This is a genomic window from Flavobacteriaceae bacterium (genome assembly GCA_014075215.1).
Classification (GTDB): domain Bacteria; phylum Bacteroidota; class Bacteroidia; order Flavobacteriales; family Flavobacteriaceae; genus Polaribacter.
In genome coordinates this window covers 4,259,161-4,283,674 of the sequence record CP046177.1, presented here as the reverse complement: position 1 = coordinate 4,283,674, position 24,514 = coordinate 4,259,161, and the positions used below count along the sequence as shown (strand labels likewise).

Genomic DNA, 24,514 nt, shown 5'->3' with positions numbered 1-24,514 from the left:
GATTTATAAACAATTTAAAAGAGTATCCAAATATGAACATTTTAGATACAGAAAACCCAAATAATTATCAGTACAAGACAAATCATTTAGAAATTCATATTCTAGGCGGATTAAGAACTAATAAATTAGAAAGTTTACGAGTAACGTTATCGGTTCAAAAGCTGAAATCAAATAACGCTTCGACAAGCTCAGCCCATAGCATTCTAAGACATAGTATTGATTTATACAACGATAACCAAGTAGAAAAGTTTGTCAGAAGAATAGCAGAACGTTTAGAGATTGGGACGAGTGTCGTCCGCAAAGTTTTACAAGAACTTACGCACGAGCTAGAGAACTATCGTTTTTTACTACTACAAAAAGAAACAGAATCAAACAAACCATTTATAAAAGAATTAACTGCTAGTGAAGAAAAAGAAGCCATTGCCTTTTTAGAAAGGGAGAATTTGCTAGAGAGAACTAATAAGTACATTGGAACAAGCGGCGTGATTGGAGAAGAAACAAATAGACTTCTGATGTACTTATTATTTACTTCTCGTAAAACAAACAATCCACTTCATTGTATAAGTTTGGGAAGTAGCGGAGTTGGAAAAACACATTTGCAATCTAAAGTTGGAGAACTCATACCACAAGAAGATATACTCGAAGTCACTACACTCTCTGCCAATGCCTTATACTACTTTGCAAAAACAGAACTCTCTCATAGAATTATTTTGATAGAAGATTTAGACGGCGTACAAAAAGTATTATACACCATTCGAGAATTTGCCAGTAAAAAGTGGATAAAAAAAAGAGTAGTCCATAAAGATAAAAACGGAGTAAGTAAAACCATTCCCTTAGAAGTACAAGGACCTGTTTGTATTGCAGGAGCTACCACACAAGAAAGTATTTATGAAGACAATGCCAATCGTAGTTTTTTACTCTATATAGATGAAAGCTCAGAACAAGACAAACGTATCATGGATTATCAACGACTGGTTATTGCAGGAAAAATAGATGAGACAGAACAAATAAAAGCTAGAGAAGTTTTACAAAACGTACAAAGAATATTAAAACCCATCAAAGTAATTAATCCCTATGCAGAACACTTATCTCTTCCATTGTCAGTGTTTAAACCTCGACGTACAAACAGTCACTATTTGCAATTTATAAATGCCATCACATTTTATCATCAGTATCAAAGAGAACAAAAAGTAAATAAGGAAACTGGAGAAGTTTATATCGAGACAGAAATCGAAGATATCAAAGAAGCCAATGAATTAATTATTGATGTTTTACTTAGAAAATCAGATACACTTACAGGAGCAGTTAGAAATCATTTAGAGAAGTTGAAATTGTATCTTAAAGAGAAGAATCAAATCAAGTTTACAAGTTCCGAAATCCGTAGAAACTTACGAGTAAAAGAAACCACATTAAGACGTTATCATAAACAATTACTCTTAGAGAATTACATCAAGAAAGTACAAGGTGAAAAAGGACAGTTATATCATTTTGAAATTGTTGACATGAAAGAATATAGTGAACTCAAAGACCTGGTAACAAAGTCACTAAATAACTGTATCGAACAGATAAACCTCGCCACTACGCCATAGGTTCGCCACAACAGAATGGCGAAGTTAAGTATTACATACACAATTTGTTATATCTACTTCGCAACCAAACTTCAAAAAAGGTCAAGCACATGAAAAAATTAAAGCTATACAATGAGAGTTATAAAATATTTGTTACCAATTATAAAGAGTGGTTAGATATCTTAGGCTATGCAGAAAGTACAGTCTATTACTTGCCAAATCATCTACAAGAATTTTTCTATTACCTAGAACAAAATCATATTAGAAATATTAGTTACATCACAACCCAAACTGTAAAAGATTATTACAATTATTTACAGCAAAGAGTTAATGAAAGAAGAAGCGGAGGATTGAGTAAAAGCTATCTAAACAAACACCAACAAGCCTTAAAGAAGTTTAGAGAATATCTACAAAATCACAATCATAAAGGAATTAATATACATCTAAAATCAGAGAGAAACCCCACAGAAGAAAAGACAAATATATTAACGCAATCAGAAATCAAGGCATTATTCAATGCTACTAAGTATAGCCACCAGTACGACCATTATCGGTTAAGAGATAAAGTAATTCTTGTGATATTTTACAGTTGTGGATTACGTCGAAATGAAGCTGTTCATTTAGATATTAGCGATATTTTTTTTGATAAAGAAAGAATACTAATAAGAAAAGGAAAGAATTATAAAGAACGTTTTGTACCCATCAATCGAAAGAATGCAGAAATACTGGAAGACTATATGTATGAATCCAGAGATTTATTTAACCCAAAGAACACCGAAAGCTTATTTGTCAGTAAGCAAGGCAAAAGAATGGGCGGAATGAGTTTAGCGAACCGGTTACAGAAGATTGTACAAGCAAGTAATAACAAAGAGATTGTAGAAAAAAGAATTACACTTCACACATTAAGACATAGCATTGCAACCCATTTATTACAACAAGAAGTAAAACTAGAAAGCATCAAAACCTTTTTAGGCCACAGTTCTTTAGAATCCACACAGATTTATGTTCATTTATTAAAAATGATAAAAGATGAAACAGTATAAAGAATATTTAGAGAAAGAAAATTACAGTACAACAACCATTAAAAGCTACTCAAATCAGATTGATAAATTTATCACTTGGTGCAAGAAAAATGATACATCTGCAGAAGTTATTGAGTATGAAAACTGCATGAAATATCTAAAACATTTACAAAGAAAATACACCAATAAAAGAACTGTAAATCATGCCTTAGGCATTGTAAAAAATTACTTGAATTATTTAGTAAGTGAATGTTATAGAACAGACAATCCTATAGAAACAACCACAATCAAAGGAGTTAAAAAAGTAGTGAATCACAATTTATTAGAAGCCGACGAATTAGAAGATTTGTATTATTCATATCAAACAGAAAACATCACCGATCCTTACCACAGATTAACAGCAAAAAGAAATAAAATGATTGTTGGATTGATGGTTTATCAAGGATTAAACACAACAGAACTTATACATTTAGAAATCGAAGATTTACAACTTTACAAAGGAAAGATTTATATAAAAAGTGGCGCAAAAAGTAACAGCAGAACTTTAGAATTAAAATCGTGGCAAGTCATCCAATTTTTAGAATATATAAAAGAAGTCCGAGAAGAAATCATTGATAAAAAACACATTGTTAGCGAAAGAGTTTTTATACCAAACAACAAACGATTAGGAAATACAATCTATCACATTTTAAAGAAGTTAAAGAAGACAAACAACAAAGTAAATAGTTCAAATCAAATACGAGCTTCTGTGATTACCCATTGGTTAAAACAATACAATCTAAGACAAGTGCAAGTCATGGCAGGACATCGTTATATATCTTCTACAGAACGGTATCTACAGGATGATTTAGAATCTTTACACGAAGTTGTAAATAACTTTCATCCCATACAATAAAGCTTCGCTCGTCCTTCGTCCTCGCTTGCTAAAAAACCAATTAAGGGCGGTTATAAGGTGTTCGCTACGCCCCTCTGTGCAGCACTTTTTTTTGGCCAAAAAAAAATACATCGGCTTACAGCCGTTTTTGTCCAAAAAAAAGCTGCTGCCTCCCTGCTTCTGCTCCGCTCACTCGCAGCTCCTCTGTATTTTTGCTGACGGCTCCTATGGGTCGCCTACAAAAATCCACCGCTGCTTATCGGGCGCAGCCGCTGGTGCCAAAGCCTACTGCGCATTTTTTTTTAATCGATTTATTATTTTTATAATAAGGAGAAAAAAAATGCTTGTGGCGCGTCCACGCTGCTCACTTAATCGTTCGCAGACAATGTGTCCACGTCGGCTTTGGCGCTGCGCTTTCGCTGCGCTGGTTTTGCGTACAACGCAGAACACTCAATCGGCGTTGGCCTCTATAAACAGTACGGTTAAATCAAAAAAAGGGAAATACATAGTGGGCTATTATCCTGAAATGAGTTGACCGTTTTTTTAGCTAAATCCTAAAATAGATTTACAACCCGGAATCAATCCTAAAATGAGTTTACAGTTTTTAAAATCAGTACGGAAAACACTTGAGATATCACAGAGAGAAGAACTTACCATAAACGATGTAGTTCCGATGCTGAACGCACTATCGCTTGTCGGTTTTAAAAAGCTGACGATTTATCTCCCTGCTATAACCCTTTCTATAAATCCTCATCTTTTTAAAACGGAGGTAAACCGTTTTAATAATTGGCGATTTTTTAGAGGTGGAAAAAAGCCAGGGGAAAAATCGACAAGTATTAAAATGAAGCAACCGAAGGGCGCTAGTCTTCACAAAGAGCATAAAAAAAGAAGCTACCTAATTAAAAGATAACTTCTTACTTAGCAAACGATTTTAGTCCTCTAAGACGTCGTAGCTAAAATACGACTTTTTTACTTAAAAATCAAAGCTATTATCATCAATCTTAGTTCCACTGTGCGCTCAGGTAGCTATGAGCCTGGAGTATTTTACATAATTTACATTATAACTTACAAGCGAAGAACCGATCAAATAGTAAACTCCTGAATTTGTATTATAATGCCAATTATGTACAAATATCGAGGGAAAGGAAACGGAAAAAACACAGGGGTTTTGAGGAACGAAAATACTGGGTTTTTGGAGTGCGGATTTAATCATAAAATCATATATTTACAATGGTCATGAAGTGAGGACGTTCTTAAAAAAATCTGTTTTTGTCAGGTATAAGCGATAAAAAATGGGCTTTTATTAAAAAAAACGCATAAAGTTATATCCTTTTGGGCTGCGTCATAAAGGATACAATAATGTTATAACTTCCACAAATCCAGCACAGAATTATAAATACAATCAGGGAACAAAAGGTAAAAATTTCCAAGGAAAAGAAGGGAAGTATTTTAAAGTAGAACGACAAGAAGAATTAGGTCTTAATGTTGATATGACCAAATTCAGAATGTATGATTATGCATTAGGTAGATTCACTAGTATCGACCCGTTAGCTGATGCCAATCCTCAAGAGAGTTGGACTCCTTATCAATACGCTTATAATAACCCTATTAGGTACAATGACCCTTATGGTGATTGTCCTTGGTGTGTTGGAGCTTTAGTAGGAGCTTTAGTCGATGTTGCTATTCAAGCTGTTGAGATTTCGCTTGATGATACTAAATCGGCAAAAGATTTTAGTTGGACATCTGTTGGAATATCTGCTGCTGCAGGAGCTACGGGTGTTGGATTGGCTAGCAAACTGAAAAAAGCAGGAACTATTACTAAATTGGCAATTGAAGCTACTACAGATGCTGCTGCTAGCGCAGGAACACAATTAGCGAAAGATGGGGAGGTTGATGTAGTAGATGTGGCAATTGATGTTGTTGGTGGACAAACTGCTGGAAAAATAGCAGGAGATTTTGCTGAAAGTAAATTCTTAAAATCAGGTAAAGGCAAAAAACTACAAGAGGGAGTAAACCAGCAAAAAAATGCTAAAAGAGGTAAATCAAATACTATTTCAAAATCAAAGGCAGATGTAAAAGGTGCTGAAAATAAATTAACTCGTGCAACAGCAGCTAGAGGTGTTGGTGCTTCTACAGCAGCTTCGGGTGCAGCTTCTACAGCAGTTAGTGAAACAAATAAAAAACTCGATGAGGAAAATAAAAAATGAATTGATTAATTGGATAAAGGATAAAAAGAATTTTCCTTATGTAATATTTTTAGTTATAGGGGTAGCGATGGCTTCTTATAAATATAGTTTTGTATCTGCTGTAATAGGTTTTTTCATAATTATTATATTTGGCTTAATCGTTGGTTTTGTAATTAATAGGTTGATAAAATGAAATCAAAAACCACTCTTCGGAGTGGTTTTTTTATGCTTTTTTAAGAAGCAATAAGATTGCCCCGTATTCTATGATAAAAACAAGTAAAAGTTGAGATATTATTTTTACTAATTTATGCAGCAAATTTAAAAGTATCTACATAGGGTGTTTGTCGTTTGACAACGGCAAACACTCTTGCTATTAATTTGTTTCTAATAATGTTAACGGTACTCATTTTACTTTTGCCTTGTTTTATTCTTTTATGATAGTATAATTTCATTTCTGGGTTATGTTGTATAGCAGAAATAGCGCACATATTAATAATTGCTTTCAATTTTTTATTAGCCAAATGAGAGACTTTTGTACGTCCTTTAATACTAGTTCCAGATTGGTAAGGAAAAGGAGCAACACCACAATAAGAGGCAAACTTTCTCCAGTTTTCAAATTTTGAAAAATTGTCAGTAAACACAATCATCATTATAGCAGTTTGCATTCCTATACCTTTAACACTAGTAACAAGTTTATAGGTTTCTTTTAACATTATATTTTGGTCAATAATAGCTTGCATTTGAGTATTAATCTTGTGTATTTGTTTGGTTAGTTCTGCAATCATTTTTTGTTGAACGTCAAAGATTATTTTATCCTCTTTTGCTTTATAAATTCTTTTTTGTTCTTTCAAAGTAACTTTAAAACCAGCTCTTTGTTTGTTAAGTTTTGTCCTTAAAGATAAGAGACTTTTTAGTTGTAATATACTTCTTTTAGGTAGCTTACTGGGTTTAAGTTCTTCTTTTAATCGATACCCATATAGAGCAATGCGTTTGGCATCAATTTGGTCATCCTTTCCACGAGCAATACCAATAGATCTTTTAATTTCTAAACCAGAAGCTATGAAAAAAGATAATTTTTGTTCAGTTAAAGACACAGATAATAAATGAGAGTACATTCCTGTATGTTCAAATACAAACATGGTTTCTTCTTTAGAGAAAGACGAATTTTTAAAACTCCACTTTAGCATTAATTTAAATCCAGATTTACTGTTCTCAAACTGTTGAACAATTTGTTTAGAATAGATACAAACATCAATTAATAATTTACTGACATCGATTCCGATAATTTCATTTGTTTTCATAATTTTGTAATTAGATATTAATAATAGTTACTTAAACTAAGACCTTTAATAAGGGCAGAAACTGAAATTCTATATGGTTCTAAGTAACTTTTAAAAAGAACGGCGACTAATACGGGGGATGGCTCTAAAAAGCTAGCTGGCCGCTAAAGTTCACTCCGTTCTTTTGTGTTTTTGGTTATCAACAAAATAAGAGTTATTAACAAAGAAAAAAAGAAGCAAAAAAAGAAATTTCATCATAACTATTATGTTTTTATTTTAAGTAATTATTTCTATTTGCTAATCTAAAGGCTCGTCCTAGAATGTTACGCAACCGCTACCGCTAGCTTGTAGCTAGTGGCGTTTGTGAGTAAAACAGCGAAAAAAAGCTACTTTAGAGATTAGGGTCATTTTTTTATGCAAATTATTTTTGAATATCTTTTTAATTTTTTACTACTTTAGGATGTAAAATTAAAAACTTATTAACAACTCCCTTTTTCTTCTCTACCCTTTGTTACGCCTACCTTTTCGCCGTTTTTTCTTCCTTTTTATTTTTCGCCCTATTCCGTCCTCATTTCAGGGGTTTTTGTGGGGGCGAAAAACATAGAAAAACGAAACCAAAAACAGCCCAAAACCAAAGCAAAAAAGAGAGGAAAAAGCACACAAAAAAGAACAGAAACAAAGCCCTAAATCTGAGAGCCGAAAAACGGCTAAAAAAGAGCAAAAAACAGGCTTAAAATTGCTTTTAAAAATCAAATACTAAATTGACAAAAAAGTGAACAAATAAGAACTGCCTAAAACTTGTATTGAGTTTTCCGAAATATCAAAAATAGTTCGTTTAAAAACGAAAATAAATTGGGTTAAAAACCCTAAAAAAAGTTCAAAAAATTGCACTGCGAAGCAGAGCAAAAAAAAGAAAAAAGCCCCACCGCAAAGCGGTAAAAAAAAGCAAAAAAAAAATACTCCTATTTTCGGAGTATAAAAGTCAATTTAGCCAATAAATCGGCAAAAATAAATTTACAAAACGAGTCGCAGAACCACAAGCAATCAGCATCAATAAAATGGTGTAATTGCTAGTAAGTAAAAGCCTAAAGACAGTCAATATTTAGAAGAAGTAGAGCAAATAAACGCCCAAAATTAAAAGAGCAGTCAAATCACAAAAGCAGAGTAAAAAAAATGAGGTTTAAAAATTTAAACAAATAATTGTCAAAAACTCCCTGTGTCGGCTCACTAAAAAAGTCCAAAAATTGTCCTGCAAAACAGAGCAAAAAAAGAAAAGAAAAAAACCCAAAAAAAATGCCTGTGGTGGCTCACCACAAAAAGCCAAAAAAAAGAGTTCGACTTTGGCGTGATGAAGCCGAATAATCGGCTTAAAAATTGGTAAATAAATGACTATTCCAGTCAAAAAAAGTCCTTTTGCCTATGGGCATTAAAAAAATGAAATTTAACGTAAAAAACGCTTTAAAAAGACCAAAAACGAAACGAAAAAAAGTCAAAGAAAAACCACCAACAAAAAAACCTAAAAACCCAAACGAAAAACACAAAAAATCCCCCACAAAAACCCCTGAAATGAGGACGGAATAGGGCGAAAAATAAAAAGGAAGAAAAAACGGCGAAAAGGTAGGCGTAACAAAGGGTAGAGAAGAAAAAGGGAGTTGTTAATAAGTTTTTAATTTTACATCCTAAAGTAGTAAAAAATTAAAAAGATATTCAAAAATAATTTGCATAAAAAAATGACCCTAATCTCTAAAGTAGCTTTTTTTCGCTGTTTTACTCACAAACGCCACTAGCTACAAGCTAGCGGTAGCGGTTGCGTAACATTCTAGGACGAGCCTTTAGATTAGCAAATAGAAATAATTACTTAAAATAAAAACATAATAGTTATGATGAAATTTCTTTTTTTGCTTCTTTTTTTCTTTGTTAATAACTCTTATTTTGTTGATAACCAAAAACACAAAAGAACGGAGTGAACTTTAGCGGCCAGCTAGCTTTTTAGAGCCATCCCCCGATTAGTCTCCGTTCTTTTTAAAAGTTACTTAGAACCATATAGAATTTCAGTTTCTGCCCTTATTAAAGGTCTTAGTTTAAGTAACTATTATTAATATCTAATTACAAAATTATGAAAACAAATGAAATTATCGGAATCGATGTCAGTAAATTATTAATTGATGTTTGTATCTATTCTAAACAAATTGTTCAACAGTTTGAGAACAGTAAATCTGGATTTAAATTAATGCTAAAGTGGAGTTTTAAAAATTCGTCTTTCTCTAAAGAAGAAACCATGTTTGTATTTGAACATACAGGAATGTACTCTCATTTATTATCTGTGTCTTTAACTGAACAAAAATTATCTTTTTTCATAGCTTCTGGTTTAGAAATTAAAAGATCTATTGGTATTGCTCGTGGAAAGGATGACCAAATTGATGCCAAACGCATTGCTCTATATGGGTATCGATTAAAAGAAGAACTTAAACCCAGTAAGCTACCTAAAAGAAGTATATTACAACTAAAAAGTCTCTTATCTTTAAGGACAAAACTTAACAAACAAAGAGCTGGTTTTAAAGTTACTTTGAAAGAACAAAAAAGAATTTATAAAGCAAAAGAGTATAAAATAATCTTTGACGTTCAACAAAAAATGATTGCAGAACTAACCAAACAAATACACAAGATTAATACTCAAATGCAAGCTATTATTGACCAAAATATAATGTTAAAAGAAACCTATAAACTTGTTACTAGTGTTAAAGGTATAGGAATGCAAACTGCTATAATGATGATTGTGTTTACTGACAATTTTTCAAAATTTGAAAACTGGAGAAAGTTTGCCTCTTATTGTGGTGTTGCTCCTTTTCCTTACCAATCTGGAACTAGTATTAAAGGACGTACAAAAGTCTCTCATTTGGCTAATAAAAAATTGAAAGCAATTATTAATATGTGCGCTATTTCTGCTATACAACATAACCCAGAAATGAAATTATACTATCATAAAAGAATAAAACAAGGCAAAAGTAAAATGAGTACCGTTAACATTATTAGAAACAAATTAATAGCAAGAGTGTTTGCCGTTGTCAAACGACAAACACCCTATGTAGATACTTTTAAATTTGCTGCATAAATTAGTAAAAATAATATCTCAACTTTTACTTGTTTTTATCATAGAATACGGGGCAATCTTATTGCTTCTTAAAAAAGCATAAAAAAACCACTCCGAAGAGTGGTTTTTGATTTCATTTTATCAACCTATTAATTACAAAACCAACGATTAAGCCAAATATAATAATTATGAAAAAACCTATTACAGCAGATACAAAACTATATTTATAAGAAGCCATCGCTACCCCTATAACTAAAAATATTACATAAGGAAAATTCTTTTTATCCTTTATCCAATTAATCAATTCATTTTTTATTTTCCTCATCGAGTTTTTTATTTGTTTCACTAACTGCTGTAGAAGCTGCACCCGAAGCTGCTGTAGAAGCACCAACACCTCTAGCTGCTGTTGCACGAGTTAATTTATTTTCAGCACCTTTTACATCTGCCTTTGATTTTGAAATAGTATTTGATTTACCTCTTTTAGCATTTTTTTGCTGGTTTACTCCCTCTTGTAGTTTTTTGCCTTTACCTGATTTTAAGAATTTACTTTCAGCAAAATCTCCTGCTATTTTTCCAGCAGTTTGTCCACCAACAACATCAATTGCCACATCTACTACATCAACCTCCCCATCTTTCGCTAATTGTGTTCCTGCGCTAGCAGCAGCATCTGTAGTAGCTTCAATTGCCAATTTAGTAATAGTTCCTGCTTTTTTCAGTTTGCTAGCCAATCCAACACCCGTAGCTCCTGCAGCAGCAGATATTCCAACAGATGTCCAACTAAAATCTTTTGCCGATTTAGTATCATCAAGCGAAATCTCAACAGCTTGAATAGCAACATCGACTAAAGCTCCTACTAAAGCTCCAACACACCAAGGACAATCACCATAAGGGTCATTGTACCTAATAGGGTTATTATAAGCGTATTGATAAGGAGTCCAACTCTCTTGAGGATTGGCATCAGCTAACGGGTCGATACTAGTGAATCTACCTAATGCATAATCATACATTCTGAATTTGGTCATATCAACATTAAGACCTAATTCTTCTTGTCGTTCTACTTTAAAATACTTCCCTTCTTTTCCTTGGAAATTTTTACCTTTTGTTCCCTGATTGTATTTATAATTCTGTGCTGGATTTGTGGAAGTTATAACATTATTGTACCCTTTGTGTTTGAGTCCAAAGAGGAAATAACTACGTGCTTTTAAAACACTTTTTTTTGAGGTTAGTACTTTTTTAGAACTAATTAATTTTGGTTCAGTACTTTGATGATATGTTAATTTTAAACAGCCCAAATTTTTTAAAACCTTTTTGTAAAAAGAATTGTTTCAAAACTACAAAAAAAATATCGTAAGAGAAAAAAAGGAAACGACCAAAAAAACCGCTTTAAAAAGACCAAAAACAAACTAAAAAAACATCTGAAAAAAGCCCCACCGCAAAGCGGTAAAAAAACCCAATCGCCTTTGGCGGAAAAGCCACAAAAAAACACGCCGTTAGGCGTGTTAAAAGCAATATATAAGCAAAGTGAAGCTAATGATTAAATTCTTCGTTTAAACGGTAGGTTTTCATTCCCCAGTGGTCTGTTCCTATGCAAATCACAGCTTTGTATTGTATCAGCCGATGCAGTACCTTATTGATTAGTTTTTTGCTATGTACGGTATCATAAGCAACCTGCTCGGAAGTAAAATAATCTTGGTCGTAAAAATCCAGTAACTCGCCGTAAAGTTCCCAAATGATTTGACGGTTCTTAAAATCGTTAAAAGTATCTTGGCACAGTGTTTTCATTTTACATCGGTTTTTACTATTTGATAGCGATAATGAACTCCTATTTTACGGCAACGTTTTATTTTGTGTTCGCCTTTAAATTGGTTTAAAAACTGGTTTACAGTACTGCGGTCTATGATTGTTTTGGCAAAAAGTTCTTTCGTTTCAAAAGGTTCAGTAGGAAAATATTTGAGTATTAATATCCATACCTGCTCCTTTTGGTTTATGCGTTTCTTTTTGGGTCTAGCATCCTGTAATTTAAAGAGTTTAAAAGCGGTTAAAAAATCTTCATCATCGGTTTGTAAAACATCGTTTATCAGTTCAGCTCGGTTGGTACTTCGTATCAAAGCAAAGGTTTTAACCCAATCTAAAAACAACAAAGCGTGTTTTTTGTGATAGGTGCTAAAAATTGCGTTTACGTAGTCCGTATTGTGAAACACTACTTTGGTGTTTTCCAGTTCCTCAAACAAAAGCGGAACGGTCTGTAAAAAATCATTTTCTACTACTTTACGCAATTTAAAAACGGCTTTTTCTGTGATTTTTGTAAAATCAAAATTAGCTTCACGTATGCGTGTGTGCGTGTGAGGATTTTGGTTTTGCTGTCCTCCTACTGTTAATCCCTTGTAATTACTAGGTTTTTCAGTAGGAAATGGGCTTTTGGCTAACTGACCGACCGAAAGTGAAAAAGGGAGGGCATTTTGCGGAGTTTCTAGCTTTACATTTTTCATAAAAAAAGGGTTTTAAAAGATTAAAATTAGGCACTAAATAAGGCAAAAAAGCAAAGCGAAAAAGAAAGAGATATGCACAGAAAAAAAAAGACGACAAGCCCTATTCCGTCCTCATTTCAGGGGTTTTTGTGGGGGCGAAAAACATAGAAAAACGAAACCAAAAACAGCCCAAAACCAAAGCAAAAAAGAGAGGAAAAAGCACACAAAAAAGAACAGAAACAAAGCCCTAAATCTGAGAGCCGAAAAACGGCTAAAAAAGAGCAAAAAACAGGCTTAAAATTGCTTTTAAAAATCAAATACTAAATTGACAAAAAAGTGAACAAATAAGAACTGCCTAAAACTTGTATTGAGTTTTCCGAAATATCAAAAATAGTTCGTTTAAAAACGAAAATAAATTGGGTTAAAAACCCTAAAAAAAGTTCAAAAAATTGCACTGCGAAGCAGAGCAAAAAAAAGAAAAAAGCCCCACCGCAAAGCGGTAAAAAAAAGCAAAAAAAAATACTCCTATTTTCGGAGTATAAAAGTCAATTTAGCCAATAAATCGGCAAAAATAAATTTACAAAACGAGTCGCAGAACCACAAGCAATCAGCATCAATAAAATGGTGTAATTGCTAGTAAGTAAAAGCCTAAAGACAGTCAATATTTAGAAGAAGTAGAGCAAATAAACGCCCAAAATTAAAAGAGCAGTCAAATCACAAAAGCAGAGTAAAAAAAATGAGGTTTAAAAATTTAAACAAATAATTGTCAAAAACTCCCTGTGTCGGCTCACTAAAAAAGTCCAAAAATTGTCCTGCAAAACAGAGCAAAAAAAGAAAAGAAAAAAACCCAAAAAAAATGCCTGTGGTGGCTCACCACAAAAAGCCAAAAAAAAGAGTTCGACTTTGGCGTGATGAAGCCGAATAATCGGCTTAAAAATTGGTAAATAAATGACTATTCCAGTCAAAAAAAGTCCTTTTGCCTATGGGCATTAAAAAAATGAAATTTAACGTAAAAAACGCTTTAAAAAGACCAAAAACGAAACGAAAAAAAGTCAAAGAAAAACCACCAACAAAAAAACCTAAAAACCCAAACGAAAAACACAAAAAATCCCCCACAAAAACCCCTGAAATGAGGACGGAATAGGGCTTGTCGTCTTTTTTTTTCTGTGCATATCTCTTTCTTTTTCGCTTTGCTTTTTTGCCTTATTTAGTGCCTAATTTTAATCTTTTAAAACCCTTTTTTTATGAAAAATGTAAAGCTAGAAACTCCGCAAAATGCCCTCCCTTTTTCACTTTCGGTCGGTCAGTTAGCCAAAAGCCCATTTCCTACTGAAAAACCTAGTAATTACAAGGGATTAACAGTAGGAGGACAGCAAAACCAAAATCCTCACACGCACACACGCATACGTGAAGCTAATTTTGATTTTACAAAAATCACAGAAAAAGCCGTTTTTAAATTGCGTAAAGTAGTAGAAAATGATTTTTTACAGACCGTTCCGCTTTTGTTTGAGGAACTGGAAAACACCAAAGTAGTGTTTCACAATACGGACTACGTAAACGCAATTTTTAGCACCTATCACAAAAAACACGCTTTGTTGTTTTTAGATTGGGTTAAAACCTTTGCTTTGATACGAAGTACCAACCGAGCTGAACTGATAAACGATGTTTTACAAACCGATGATGAAGATTTTTTAACCGCTTTTAAACTCTTTAAATTACAGGATGCTAGACCCAAAAAGAAACGCATAAACCAAAAGGAGCAGGTATGGATATTAATACTCAAATATTTTCCTACTGAACCTTTTGAAACGAAAGAACTTTTTGCCAAAACAATCATAGACCGCAGTACTGTAAACCAGTTTTTAAACCAATTTAAAGGCGAACACAAAATAAAACGTTGCCGTAAAATAGGAGTTCATTATCGCTATCAAATAGTAAAAACCGATGTAAAATGAAAACACTGTGCCAAGATACTTTTAACGATTTTAAGAACCGTCAAATCATTTGGGAACTTTACGGCGAGTTACTGGATTTTTACGACCAAGATTATTTTACTTCCGAGCAGGTTGCTTATGATACCGTACATAGCAAAAAACTAATCAATAAGGTACTGCATCGGCTGATACAATACAAAGCTGTGATTTGCATAGGAACAGACCACTGGGGAATGAAAACCTACCGTTTAAACGAAGAATTTAATCATTAGCTTCACTTTGCTTATATATTGCTTTTAACACGCCTAACGGCGTGTTTTTTTGTGGCTTTTCCGCCAAAGGCGATTGGGTTTTTTTACCGCTTTGCGGTGGGGCTTTTTTCAGATGTTTTTTTAGTTTGTTTTTGGTCTTTTTAAAGCGGTTTTTTTGGTCGTTTCCTTTTTTTTCTCTTACGATATTTTTTTTGTAGTTTTGAAACAATTCTTTTTACAAAAAGGTTTTAAAAAATTTGGGCTGTTTAAAATTAACATATCATCAAAGTACTGAACCAAAATTAATTAGTTCTAAAAAAGTACTAACCTCAAAAAAAAGTGTTTTAAAAGCACGTAGTTATTTCCTCTTTGGGTTACAGCACAAAGGGTACAATAATGTTGTGAATGGTACTGAACATCCATACACATACAATGGTAAAGAGGAGCAAAACGAATTAGGTTTAAATTGGTTAGATTATGGTGCTCGAAATTATGATGCTGCTTTAGGTAGGTGGATGAATGTTGACCCACTTGCTGAACATTATTATAATAACACACCTTACAATTATGTAAACAATAACCCTCTTAACTTTATTGACCCTGATGGTAGGTCTGGAATTGCAGCCATTAAAAAAGATGAAGATGGTAATGAATATGTAGAAGTCTCTGCTAAAATATATTTTTATGGAGACCAATCAAGCGATAAATTTGCAAGCTCTACAGCATCAAATATCCAAAAAATGTGGAACGACGCAGGCGGAACAATAGATATAGATGGTAAAAGTTATTCTGTTAAGTTTTCTATTAGTGGAGAACACGTAACAGAAAAAGAAGCTACTAAACTCGCAGAAGACAATGGAAATAATGCTGAAAATAATTTTGTTAGAGTGACAGACGGTACTGATTTAAGTTTTAAATCTTCATTTTTTGATACACCGGGTAATAGTGGATTATTCATAGCATCTGAAATGAAAAATGGTTCGACAGATGCACACGAATTTGGACACGGACTTGGATGGTTTGAAAAGGGAGAAGCAGATGGTGGTAGACACGACGTTAGTATTGATAAAGGAGTTCCTGGTATAATGTCACCAAGAGGAACACCTGTTTCTGATAAATATGGTTACGGAGGTCAGCCAGCTGGAAGTAAAACTATGAGTCCTTATAGAAGAAAAGTTTTAGCCTCTGACGTTACTAAGCTTAATATTGATACTAAAACTCTACAATCAAACGGTAAGGTGAATGTTGGTACAGCAACAAATAATATTTATAATACAAATGGAACAATTAAAAATTAAAACAGTGAACTATTATTCTATACTTGTATTATCTATTATTACAGTTTTATTTACGAACTCTTGTAAAAGTCAAGAAAAGTTAGAACTGAATGACTTAGGCACTGCATTAGAAAAAAAGAAAGAAGTTGTTATTCTTAAAGTAAAAAATGAAAACAGATACAAATCTTTTCCTTTAGAGGTGTATGACTTATCGAATTTAGAAATATTATCTTTTACAGGTTCACAATGTGATACACGCAATGAAGGTTGTTTAAATATAGATAAGTTGCCCGATGGAATTAAGAATCTATCGAAGCTTAAGGAGCTATATTTAGTAATGAATAACATCAAATATTTAACAAGTGATATTAACAAACTAAACAACCTTAAAGTCCTTGATTTATCGAATAACACTAGTCTTAATTTAGATAACTTAAACAATGAGTATATAGAAATATTGAATCTAAATGAATGTTATTTATCTAGTCTACCAAAATCGTTATATAAAATGAAGAATTTAAAAACTTTAGGCTTAGAAGGTAATACGATAGATAAATCTGAAATTGAAGAGTTACAAAAGAAACCCCTGTATTCTATGATAAAAACAAGTAAAAGTTGAGATATTATTTTTACTAATTTATGCAGCAAATTTAAAAGTATCTACATAGGGTGTTTGTCGTTTGACAACGGCAAACACTCTTGCTATTAATTTGTTTCTAATAATGTTAACGGTACTCATTTTACTTTTGCCTTGTTTTATTCTTTTATGATAGTATAATTTCATTTCTGGGTTATGTTGTATAGCAGAAATAGCGCACATATTAATAATTGCTTTCAATTTTTTATTAGCCAAATGAGAGACTTTTGTACGTCCTTTAATACTAGTTCCAGATTGGTAAGGAAAAGGAGCAACACCACAATAAGAGGCAAACTTTCTCCAGTTTTCAAATTTTGAAAAATTGTCAGTAAACACAATCATCATTATAGCAGTTTGCATTCCTATACCTTTAACACTAGTAACAAGTTTATAGGTTTCTTTTAACATTATATTTTGGTCAATAATAGCTTGCATTTGAGTATTAATCTTGTGTATTTGTTTGGTTAGTTCTGCAATCATTTTTTGTTGAACGTCAAAGATTATTTTATACTCTTTTGCTTTATAAATTCTTTTTTGTTCTTTCAAAGTAACTTTAAAACCAGCTCTTTGTTTGTTAAGTTTTGTCCTTAAAGATAAGAGACTTTTTAGTTGTAATATACTTCTTTTAGGTAGCTTACTGGGTTTAAGTTCTTCTTTTAATCGATACCCATATAGAGCAATGCGTTTGGCATCAATTTGGTCATCCTTTCCACGAGCAATACCAATAGATCTTTTAATTTCTAAACCAGAAGCTATGAAAAAAGATAATTTTTGTTCAGTTAAAGACACAGATAATAAATGAGAGTACATTCCTGTATGTTCAAATACAAACATGGTTTCTTCTTTAGAGAAAGACGAATTTTTAAAACTCCACTTTAGCATTAATTTAAATCCAGATTTACTGTTCTCAAACTGTTGAACAATTTGTTTAGAATAGATACAAACATCAATTAATAATTTACTGACATCGATTCCGATAATTTCATTTGTTTTCATAATTTTGTAATTAGATATTAATAATAGTTACTTAAACTAAGACCTTTAATAAGGGCAGAAACTGAAATTCTATATGGTTCTAAGTAACTTTTAAAAAGAACGGAGACTAATACGGGGGATGGCTCTAAAAAGCTAGCTGGCCGCTAAAGTTCACTCCGTTCTTTTGTGTTTTTGGTTATCAACAAAATAAGAGTTATTAACAAAGAAAAAAAGAAGCAAAAAAAGAAATTTCATCATAACTATTATGTTTTTATTTTAAGTAATTATTTCTATTTGCTAATCTAAAGGCTCGTCCTAGTATGTCACGCAACCGCTACCGCTAGCATTTGCTAGTGGCGTTTGTGAGTAAAACAACGAAAAAAAGGAGTTTAAGAAATTAAGATATTTTTTTCGTTGTTTTTAGCAAATTACAGTTTACAAAAACGCTTGCAATACCTGTTCTAAAGCGGTTATTTTATTTTGGTTTTAAAACCTGCTCCGTTCACACCCCAAAATTTACCGAAAACAAAAAAGTTATTAACATTCCTTTTTTTCTTCTCTACCCCTTTATACGCCTATCTTTCTTCCGTTTTTTCTTTGTTTTTGTTTTCCGCCCCATTCCGTCCTCATTTCAGGGGTTTTTGTGGGGCTTTTTTGTGTTTTTCGTTTGGGTTTTTAGGTTTTTTTGGTGGTGGTTTTTCTTGGGCTTTTTTTCGTTTCGTTTTTGGTCTTTTAAAACGTTTTTTATCTTAAATTTCATTTTTTTATTGCCGTAAGGCAAAAGGGCTTTTTTTTGACTGAAACAGTCATTTATTTGTTATTTTTTTGAGCCGATTATTCGGCTTCATCACGCCAAAGACAAACTGTTTTTTTGGGCTTTTTTTACCGCTTTGCGGTGGGGCTTTTTGTGGTAATCAACCACAAACATTTTTTTTGTTTTTTCTTCTTCTTTTACACTGCTTTGCAGGGCAATTTTTGAACTTTTTTAGTGAGCCGACACAGGTTTTTTTTGCGATTTTCCGCAATTATTTTGACAAATCTTGCGCCTAATTTAAGATTTTATGACCTAAATTTTTGTTCTTATTTTAAGGCTGAATTATTTTTTGGTTTTAGGCGTTTTACTTCTCATTTCTCTCTAAATATTGACTGTTTTTTGACTTTGAGTTATTAACAATTACGCCATTTTGTCGGTGTTGGTTGGTTGTGGTTCTGCAACCCATTTTATAAGCTGATTTTTGTCAATTTATTAGCAAAATTGATTTTTATGCTCCGAAAATCGGAGTATTTTTTTGGGCTTTTTTTCCGCCAAAGGCGGTGGGGCTTTTTTTTTGGGTTTTCAACCCATTTTTTTAGTTTTTAAACAAACTATTTTTGATATTTTGGCAAACTCAATACAAGTTTTAGGCGGTTCTTATTTGTTCACTTTTTTGTCAATTTAGTATTTGATTTTTAAAAGCAATTTTAAGCCTGTTTTTTGCTCTTTTTTAGCCGTTTTTCGGCTCTCAGATTTAGGGTTTTGTTTCTGTTCTTTTTTGTACTTTTTCTTCTCTTTTTTGCTTTGGTTTTGAGCTGTTTTTGGTTTCGTTTTTCTGTGTTTTTCGCCCCCACAAAAACCCCTGAAATGAGGGCGGAATGGGGCGGAAAACAAAAACAAAGAAAAAACGGAAGAAAGATAGGCGTATAAAGGGGTAGAGAAGAAAAAAAGGAATGTTAATAACTTTTTTGTTTTCGGTAAATTTTGGGGTGTGAACGGAGCAGGTTTTAAAACCAAAATAAAATAACCGCTTTAGAACAGGTATTGCAAGCGTTTTTGTAAACTGTAATTTGCTAAAAACAACGAAAAAAATATCTTAATTTCTTAAAATAGTTTTTTTCGTTGTTTTACTCACAAACGCCACTAGCAAATGCTAGCGGTAGCGGTTGCGTGACATACTAGGACGAGCCTTTAGATTAGCAAATAGAAATAATTACTTAAAATAAAAACATAATAGTTATGATGAAATTTCTTTTTTTGCTTCTTTTTTTCTTTGTTAATAACTCTTATTTTGTTGATAACCAAAAACACAAAAGAACGGAGTGAACTTTAGCGGCCAGCTAGCTTTTTAGAGCCATCCCCCGTATTAGTCTCCGTTCTTTTTAAAAGTTACTTAGAACCATATAGAATTTCAGTTTCTGCCCTTATTAAAGGTCTTAGTTTAAGTAACTATTATTAATATCTAATTACAAAATTATGAAAACAAATGAAATTATCGGAATCGATGTCAGTAAATTATTAATTGATGTTTGTATCTATTCTAAACAAATTGTTCAACAGTTTGAGAACAGTAAATCTGGATTTAAATTAATGCTAAAGTGGAGTTTTAAAAATTCGTCTTTCTCTAAAGAAGAAACCATGTTTGTATTTGAACATACAGGAATGTACTCTCATTTATTATCTGTGTCTTTAACTGAACAAAAATTATCTTTTTTCATAGCTTCTGGTTTAGAAATTAAAAGATCTATTGGTATTGCTCGTGGAAAGGATGACCAAATTGATGCCAAACGCATTGCTCTATATGGGTATCGATTAAAAGAAGAACTTAAACCCAGTAAGCTACCTAAAAGAAGTATATTACAACTAAAAAGTCTCTTATCTTTAAGGACAAAACTTAACAAACAAAGAGCTGGTTTTAAAGTTACTTTGAAAGAACAAAAAAGAATTTATAAAGCAAAAGAGTATAAAATAATCTTTGACGTTCAACAAAAAATGATTGCAGAACTAACCAAACAAATACACAAGATTAATACTCAAATGCAAGCTATTATTGACCAAAATATAATGTTAAAAGAAACCTATAAACTTGTTACTAGTGTTAAAGGTATAGGAATGCAAACTGCTATAATGATGATTGTGTTTACTGACAATTTTTCAAAATTTGAAAACTGGAGAAAGTTTGCCTCTTATTGTGGTGTTGCTCCTTTTCCTTACCAATCTGGAACTAGTATTAAAGGACGTACAAAAGTCTCTCATTTGGCTAATAAAAAATTGAAAGCAATTATTAATATGTGCGCTATTTCTGCTATACAACATAACCCAGAAATGAAATTATACTATCATAAAAGAATAAAACAAGGCAAAAGTAAAATGAGTACCGTTAACATTATTAGAAACAAATTAATAGCAAGAGTGTTTGCCGTTGTCAAACGACAAACACCCTATGTAGATACTTTTAAATTTGCTGCATAAATTAGTAAAAATAATATCTCAACTTTTACTTGTTTTTATCATAGAATACAGGGGTACGAACCAATCAAGAATTTAATGCTTGTGTAATTCCTATAGGGTGTAATTCTTAAAATACTTCAAATAAACTCATTTCCTAGATAACTCTGGTTACGATTATATAAAATTCACTTTATAGTCATGAAAGAACATAGAAATATCCACTATTAAATATTCCTATGTCTTTATAAATTTTCAACTTATGTCATTTCCTTAAAACCCTTGTCATTATTGGAAAGTTCCAATGTTGGAACCTTTTTGTCGTGGTTTTAATAGTGTGTGCCATGCCTGTGGTTATTAGGTTTTCTAAATTATCCATAACTCAAAAATAAAAAATACCGCTCAGATTTTACAGAACGGTATCTTTTGTTATTTACCTGACCTGCAGCAGCAGGTTTACTTATTTTCAATATTTAATTAAAATTATTTTCTTAAGTGTTAATTTAGGAAACTATCTTTTCAACACCCTCTTGTAAAATACCATACTTTAGGGCTAAACTTATCATCTAAATATCTTATCCAAAAAACTCCTTTTCTTTTATGATTAGGAATGTCACAATTATCATTAGGCGTAGTTAATTCTACTTTCATCCACTTCCCTTTCGTTTCTAGTGGCTTCATAATATAATCATATTTTAAATAAGGAGATGGTTCTAATTTAAATGATACTTCATTGCCATTAATTGCATCATATAGATTAATCTTGTCGGAAGATTCAAAGAATAATAACTTTGATTTTAGATGCTCAGACCAAAAAAAATAATTTATCTTTTGTTTTTCATATTTAATCCAGCCGACTAACTTTTTCCCATTTTTCTCAAATCCATAAATAACTTTTAACCAATTTTTATATTTTCTACACAATGGGATTCCTTGTTCTTCATATTCAAACTCTATAAGATTTTCTTCTACTAACCTTTCAGAATTTATTTCATATACAATTTCTCCATTTCCTTTGTTTTCATAAGTAAATACAGCTAACATTTTACTATTTGAATTACTTCTTTCGTATATCTTTATTTCTACTTTCTTTTCATTCTTGATAATATATAGTAAACCTTTACCTTTATCTTTTGCAAAACAAGAAACTGCTATTATTAAAAATATAATGCTAATTTTATTTTTCATCTTTCATCTATTTTAATCATTGCCCTACGTGTAAATGATCTTTATGACCTTTTGAATGTTTTGTGTTTGGGATTGATCCCTTATCAGAATAATTTTTCGTAAAACCTTTTCCTTTAAGAATCTTTACAAACTTACCATTAAGGCTTTTATCTGCTTTTGATAAGTTAGAAATATTGTTACTATGAGTTCCATTTGTCTTCAAAAATGGCATATCAATTGACTCTCCAGTAAAATGAGTGGAATGTCCTAGATTTTTAGCTGGGTTAAAGGCACTTCCATCATTAACTTTTACTGTAATACTAGTACTAGAATCTTCATTCAATTCGTTAACCGCAGCATTAAAAGCAGCACCTACTTCTGGGGTTACCCAATCGTCTCCATGTTTACCTTTTGCTACTGTATTACCTTTCTTATCGGTGTATGAATATTTATCTTCACTTCCATAATTAGCTATATTTTCATTCCCCATTCCTGTTAATTGAATTAATCCAAATTCATTTGTTTTTCCAAGAAAATGTGTATCCGTATCACTTTTTAGGCTTTCAAAATCTGAACCGCCGAATTTCATTACAGCCTCTCCATCAACATGATTTTCATATGCCGTTACTGTTGTTTGGTATACTTTATTATCATCAATTCCATCATCACCCAAATAAGTACCGTCTTCTGCATAATATTTACCCCACATCCCATCAGGATCTGTGAAAATAATTGGATTGTCCCAAGCGTAATTATAAGGACTAAACCTTCTCATTCCTTCTGCAAGAGGGTCTAAGTTCATCCAACGCCCTAAAGAAGCATCATAATTTCTAGCACCAAAATCATGCCATTCCAATCCAAGCTCTTCATTCAATTCTTTTCCGCCAAAACCATATTTATTTGCTACAGAATTACCATTAGAGCTTACCACATTATTATATCCACGATGGCGTAATCCGAATGGATAATACGAGCTCTCCTCTACAATCTCATCTTGAGATATATCCCCCGAATCATCGGTATCTGTGTATGATAGTCGTACATTACCTAAGTGGTCTTTGTATTGATACACATATCCGAACTTGCCATCCTCGTTTTTTACATACCCTTCCGGCTGATTAAAGAACTGTAGTGCGCTTACGCATTTTTTTTCTCCGGTTGCCTTTTTCTGGCACGGTATCTCCCCTGAGAAGAAAAAATTTTGATATGTTATTTCGGTTGCTGTCATAGCTGATGCTAATATATAAAAAAATTCCGGATACCTGTTGGTTCATTGGTGGATTTGTTATCGGTAATTGGTAGTGAGTATTGAGTACTGAGTATTGGGGGGAACTTCCGTTTTAAAAAGATGAGGATTTATAGTGGGGCCGAAGCCAGGGAGATAAATCGTCAGCTTTTTAAAATGAGACAAGCGATAGCGCGTTCAGCAGGGGAACTACATAGTTTGTTGTAAGTTCTTTAGCTTCTGATATCTAAAATGATTTCCGTACTGATTTTAAAAACTGTAAACTCATTTTAGGATTTAACTAAAAAAACGGTAAACTTTTTGTAGGATGATAGCCTACTATGTATTTTCCTTTTTTGATTGGTACCGCACTGTTTGTAGAGGCCAACGCCGATTGAGTGTTCTGCGTTGTACGCAAAACCAGCGCAGCGAAAGCGCAGCGCCAAAGCCGACGTGGACACATTGTCTGCGAACGATTAAGTGAGCAGCGTGGACGCGCCACAAGCATTTTTTTTCTCCTTATTATAAAAATAATAAATCGATTAAAAAAAAATGCGCAGTAGGCTTTGGCACCAGCGGCTGCGCCCGATAAGCAGCGGTGGATTTTTGTAGGCGACCCATAGGAGCCGTCAGCAAAAATACAGAGGAGCTGCGAGTGAGCGGAGCAGAAGCAGGGAGGCAGCAGCTTTTTTTTGGACAAAAACGGCTGTAAGCCGATGTATTTTTTTTTGGCCAAAAAAAAGTGCTGCACAGAGGGGCGTAGCGAACACCTTACAACCCTTTAAATTAACTTCTTTTCTTCTTTCTATCGGGGTTCATCAGTGTTGCAAAAAAGTCAGTTACATACACCTTGTTTGTTAATTCGTCAATCAAGTAAATAATCTTGACTGTTTTGCGTTTGGTAATACGATAAATCAGCGATCTAAATTCTTTGTTAAAATGGGCTAAATCTTCTTCTAAACTTCCTCTTTGAGGATTAACATTTAAAGACATTGCTAACGCTATAATCTCATCAGATTTCTTATTGGCACTTTCAATAGAGTGATTTTCATATAAGTGAACCAATAAGCTCCAGTAGTACTGTTCTGCCTTTGATGTAATCTCTACTAAATAGCTTGATTGTTCTTCCAATTGTCCAGTTGATTTTTAAATTCCTCGATCGGTCTTGTTTCTCCACTTTCTATGGATTTTAAAGATTCTTCTGCCCTTTGTTGTAAATCAGATATTTTAGTGGAATAAAAAGTACTCGATTCTTGTTCAAAAATACTCTTGATTTTTGCTAAAACACTCTCCTTTTGAGTTTGTAATAACATCTGCATCAATTCTAGCTTTGTGGTTTCAATGTTCATGACTTTCA

At 32.6% G+C, this 24,514-nt stretch carries 23 protein-coding genes; 12 read left to right on the top strand and 11 right to left on the bottom strand.

Going from position 1 to position 24,514, the window contains the following annotated elements:
* Positions 1–32 precede the first annotated feature (32 nt).
* From GKR88_21215 to GKR88_21190, 6 genes are all read left to right on the top strand, one after another.
* Complete coding sequence (locus GKR88_21215; protein ID QMU66803.1) at positions 33–1,589, top strand: hypothetical protein; 1,557 nt, start codon at positions 33–35, stop codon at positions 1,587–1,589.
* A gap of 89 nt (positions 1,590–1,678) precedes the next feature.
* Positions 1,679–2,611 (top strand): tyrosine-type recombinase/integrase, encoded by a 933-nt coding sequence (locus GKR88_21210; GenBank protein ID QMU66560.1) that lies wholly within the window; start codon positions 1,679–1,681, stop codon positions 2,609–2,611.
* Complete coding sequence (locus tag GKR88_21205; protein ID QMU66559.1) at positions 2,598–3,485, top strand: tyrosine-type recombinase/integrase; 888 nt, start codon at positions 2,598–2,600, stop codon at positions 3,483–3,485. Before GKR88_21210 ends, GKR88_21205 begins: the two co-directional genes overlap by 14 nt.
* A 127-nt stretch (positions 3,486–3,612) precedes the next feature.
* Complete coding sequence (locus GKR88_21200) at positions 3,613–3,999, top strand: hypothetical protein (protein ID QMU66558.1); 387 nt, start codon at positions 3,613–3,615, stop codon at positions 3,997–3,999.
* A 54-nt stretch (positions 4,000–4,053) separates the two neighbouring features.
* A complete protein-coding gene (locus GKR88_21195; GenBank protein ID QMU66557.1) occupies positions 4,054–4,374 on the top strand; it encodes a hypothetical protein in 321 nt (106 codons plus the stop codon).
* Positions 4,375–4,780: 406 nt separating this feature from the next.
* Positions 4,781–5,671 (top strand): hypothetical protein, encoded by an 891-nt coding sequence (locus tag GKR88_21190; GenBank protein ID QMU66556.1) that lies wholly within the window; start codon positions 4,781–4,783, stop codon positions 5,669–5,671.
* A 284-nt stretch (positions 5,672–5,955) separates the two neighbouring features.
* On the opposite strand, the gene GKR88_21185 is transcribed toward GKR88_21190, so the two are convergent.
* Positions 5,956–6,951 carry an IS110 family transposase gene (locus GKR88_21185; GenBank protein ID QMU66555.1) on the bottom strand — a complete coding sequence of 332 codons (996 nt, stop codon included), beginning with the start codon at positions 6,949–6,951 and terminating at the stop codon, positions 5,956–5,958.
* Positions 6,952–9,046: 2,095 nt separating this feature from the next.
* Here GKR88_21185 and GKR88_21180 point away from each other — a divergent pair.
* Positions 9,047–10,042 carry a transposase gene (locus GKR88_21180; protein QMU66554.1) on the top strand — a complete coding sequence of 332 codons (996 nt, stop codon included), beginning with the start codon at positions 9,047–9,049 and terminating at the stop codon, positions 10,040–10,042.
* A gap of 284 nt (positions 10,043–10,326) precedes the next feature.
* On the opposite strand, the gene GKR88_21175 is transcribed toward GKR88_21180, so the two are convergent.
* The 3 genes from GKR88_21175 to GKR88_21165 all read right to left on the bottom strand — a co-directional run bounded on the left by GKR88_21175 (position 10,327) and on the right by GKR88_21165 (position 12,510).
* Positions 10,327–11,313 (bottom strand): hypothetical protein, encoded by a 987-nt coding sequence (locus GKR88_21175; protein QMU66553.1) that lies wholly within the window; start codon positions 11,311–11,313, stop codon positions 10,327–10,329.
* Between the two features lie 235 nt (positions 11,314–11,548).
* The gene (locus tag GKR88_21170) at positions 11,549–11,803 is read right to left on the bottom strand and encodes a hypothetical protein (protein ID QMU66552.1); all 255 of its coding nucleotides are present in this window, start codon (positions 11,801–11,803) and stop codon (positions 11,549–11,551) included.
* Complete coding sequence (locus GKR88_21165) at positions 11,800–12,510, bottom strand: hypothetical protein (GenBank protein QMU66551.1); 711 nt, start codon at positions 12,508–12,510, stop codon at positions 11,800–11,802. The genes GKR88_21170 and GKR88_21165 overlap by 4 nt, the downstream gene beginning before the upstream one ends.
* 1,223 nt (positions 12,511–13,733) lie before the next feature.
* Here GKR88_21165 and GKR88_21160 point away from each other — a divergent pair.
* The 4 genes from GKR88_21160 (at position 13,734) to GKR88_21145 (ending at position 16,570) form a co-directional block, all read left to right on the top strand.
* Positions 13,734–14,444 carry a hypothetical protein gene (locus tag GKR88_21160; GenBank protein ID QMU66550.1) on the top strand — a complete coding sequence of 237 codons (711 nt, stop codon included), beginning with the start codon at positions 13,734–13,736 and terminating at the stop codon, positions 14,442–14,444.
* Positions 14,441–14,695, top strand: coding sequence for a hypothetical protein (locus GKR88_21155; protein ID QMU66549.1), 255 nt, complete (start codon positions 14,441–14,443; stop codon positions 14,693–14,695). The genes GKR88_21160 and GKR88_21155 overlap by 4 nt, the downstream gene beginning before the upstream one ends.
* 236 nt (positions 14,696–14,931) lie before the next feature.
* Positions 14,932–15,972, top strand: coding sequence for a hypothetical protein (locus tag GKR88_21150; protein ID QMU66548.1), 1,041 nt, complete (start codon positions 14,932–14,934; stop codon positions 15,970–15,972).
* A complete protein-coding gene (locus tag GKR88_21145) occupies positions 15,953–16,570 on the top strand; it encodes a hypothetical protein (protein ID QMU66547.1) in 618 nt (205 codons plus the stop codon). The genes GKR88_21150 and GKR88_21145 overlap by 20 nt, the downstream gene beginning before the upstream one ends.
* 18 nt (positions 16,571–16,588) lie before the next feature.
* Here GKR88_21145 and GKR88_21140 read toward each other — a convergent pair whose 3' ends face one another.
* The gene (locus GKR88_21140; protein ID QMU66546.1) at positions 16,589–17,584 is read right to left on the bottom strand and encodes a transposase; all 996 of its coding nucleotides are present in this window, start codon (positions 17,582–17,584) and stop codon (positions 16,589–16,591) included.
* 1,414 nt (positions 17,585–18,998) lie between these two features.
* Entirely contained in the window at positions 18,999–19,334 is a 336-nt protein-coding gene (locus GKR88_21135; GenBank protein ID QMU66545.1) for a hypothetical protein, read from the bottom strand.
* A 459-nt stretch (positions 19,335–19,793) separates the two neighbouring features.
* On the opposite strand from GKR88_21135, the gene GKR88_21130 reads away from it, so the two are divergent.
* Complete coding sequence (locus GKR88_21130; protein QMU66544.1) at positions 19,794–20,789, top strand: transposase; 996 nt, start codon at positions 19,794–19,796, stop codon at positions 20,787–20,789.
* A 495-nt stretch (positions 20,790–21,284) separates the two neighbouring features.
* Here the strand turns inward: GKR88_21130 and GKR88_21125 are convergent, their stop codons facing one another.
* The 5 genes from GKR88_21125 to GKR88_21105 all read right to left on the bottom strand — a co-directional run bounded on the left by GKR88_21125 (position 21,285) and on the right by GKR88_21105 (position 24,506).
* Positions 21,285–21,953, bottom strand: coding sequence for a hypothetical protein (locus GKR88_21125; protein ID QMU66543.1), 669 nt, complete (start codon positions 21,951–21,953; stop codon positions 21,285–21,287).
* Positions 21,954–21,969: 16 nt separating this feature from the next.
* Positions 21,970–23,160 (bottom strand): hypothetical protein, encoded by a 1,191-nt coding sequence (locus GKR88_21120; GenBank protein QMU66542.1) that lies wholly within the window; start codon positions 23,158–23,160, stop codon positions 21,970–21,972.
* Positions 23,161–23,458: 298 nt separating this feature from the next.
* Entirely contained in the window at positions 23,459–23,857 is a 399-nt protein-coding gene (locus GKR88_21115; protein ID QMU66541.1) for a hypothetical protein, read from the bottom strand.
* Positions 23,858–23,943: 86 nt separating this feature from the next.
* Positions 23,944–24,288: a hypothetical protein gene (locus tag GKR88_21110; protein QMU66540.1), complete on the bottom strand. Its 345-nt coding sequence runs from the start codon at positions 24,286–24,288 to the stop codon at positions 23,944–23,946.
* The gene (locus GKR88_21105) at positions 24,264–24,506 is read right to left on the bottom strand and encodes a hypothetical protein (protein QMU66539.1); all 243 of its coding nucleotides are present in this window, start codon (positions 24,504–24,506) and stop codon (positions 24,264–24,266) included. The genes GKR88_21110 and GKR88_21105 overlap by 25 nt, the downstream gene beginning before the upstream one ends.
* Between the last annotated feature and the right edge of the window lie 8 nt (positions 24,507–24,514).

Excerpts from the sequence above, each read along its gene's own strand:
- GKR88_21195 (QMU66557.1), top strand. The coding sequence starts at position 4,054 with ATGAGTTTACAGTTTTTAAAATCAGTACGGAAAACACTTGAGATATCA.
- GKR88_21155 (QMU66549.1), top strand. The coding sequence starts at position 14,441 with ATGAAAACACTGTGCCAAGATACTTTTAACGATTTTAAGAACCGTCAA.
- GKR88_21160 (QMU66550.1), top strand. The coding sequence starts at position 13,734 with ATGAAAAATGTAAAGCTAGAAACTCCGCAAAATGCCCTCCCTTTTTCA.
- GKR88_21185 (QMU66555.1), bottom strand. The coding sequence starts at position 6,951 with ATGAAAACAAATGAAATTATCGGAATCGATGTCAGTAAATTATTAATT.
- GKR88_21205 (QMU66559.1), top strand. The coding sequence starts at position 2,598 with ATGAAACAGTATAAAGAATATTTAGAGAAAGAAAATTACAGTACAACA.
- GKR88_21145 (QMU66547.1), top strand. The coding sequence starts at position 15,953 with ATGGAACAATTAAAAATTAAAACAGTGAACTATTATTCTATACTTGTA.
- GKR88_21215 (QMU66803.1), top strand. The coding sequence starts at position 33 with ATGAACATTTTAGATACAGAAAACCCAAATAATTATCAGTACAAGACA.
- GKR88_21170 (QMU66552.1), bottom strand. The coding sequence starts at position 11,803 with ATGAAAACACTGTGCCAAGATACTTTTAACGATTTTAAGAACCGTCAA.
- GKR88_21125 (QMU66543.1), bottom strand. The coding sequence starts at position 21,953 with ATGAAAAATAAAATTAGCATTATATTTTTAATAATAGCAGTTTCTTGT.
- GKR88_21120 (QMU66542.1), bottom strand. The coding sequence starts at position 23,160 with ATGACAGCAACCGAAATAACATATCAAAATTTTTTCTTCTCAGGGGAG.
- GKR88_21140 (QMU66546.1), bottom strand. The coding sequence starts at position 17,584 with ATGAAAACAAATGAAATTATCGGAATCGATGTCAGTAAATTATTAATT.
- GKR88_21165 (QMU66551.1), bottom strand. The coding sequence starts at position 12,510 with ATGAAAAATGTAAAGCTAGAAACTCCGCAAAATGCCCTCCCTTTTTCA.
- GKR88_21105 (QMU66539.1), bottom strand. The coding sequence starts at position 24,506 with ATGAACATTGAAACCACAAAGCTAGAATTGATGCAGATGTTATTACAA.
- GKR88_21210 (QMU66560.1), top strand. The coding sequence starts at position 1,679 with ATGAAAAAATTAAAGCTATACAATGAGAGTTATAAAATATTTGTTACC.
- GKR88_21130 (QMU66544.1), top strand. The coding sequence starts at position 19,794 with ATGAAAACAAATGAAATTATCGGAATCGATGTCAGTAAATTATTAATT.
- GKR88_21180 (QMU66554.1), top strand. The coding sequence starts at position 9,047 with ATGAAAACAAATGAAATTATCGGAATCGATGTCAGTAAATTATTAATT.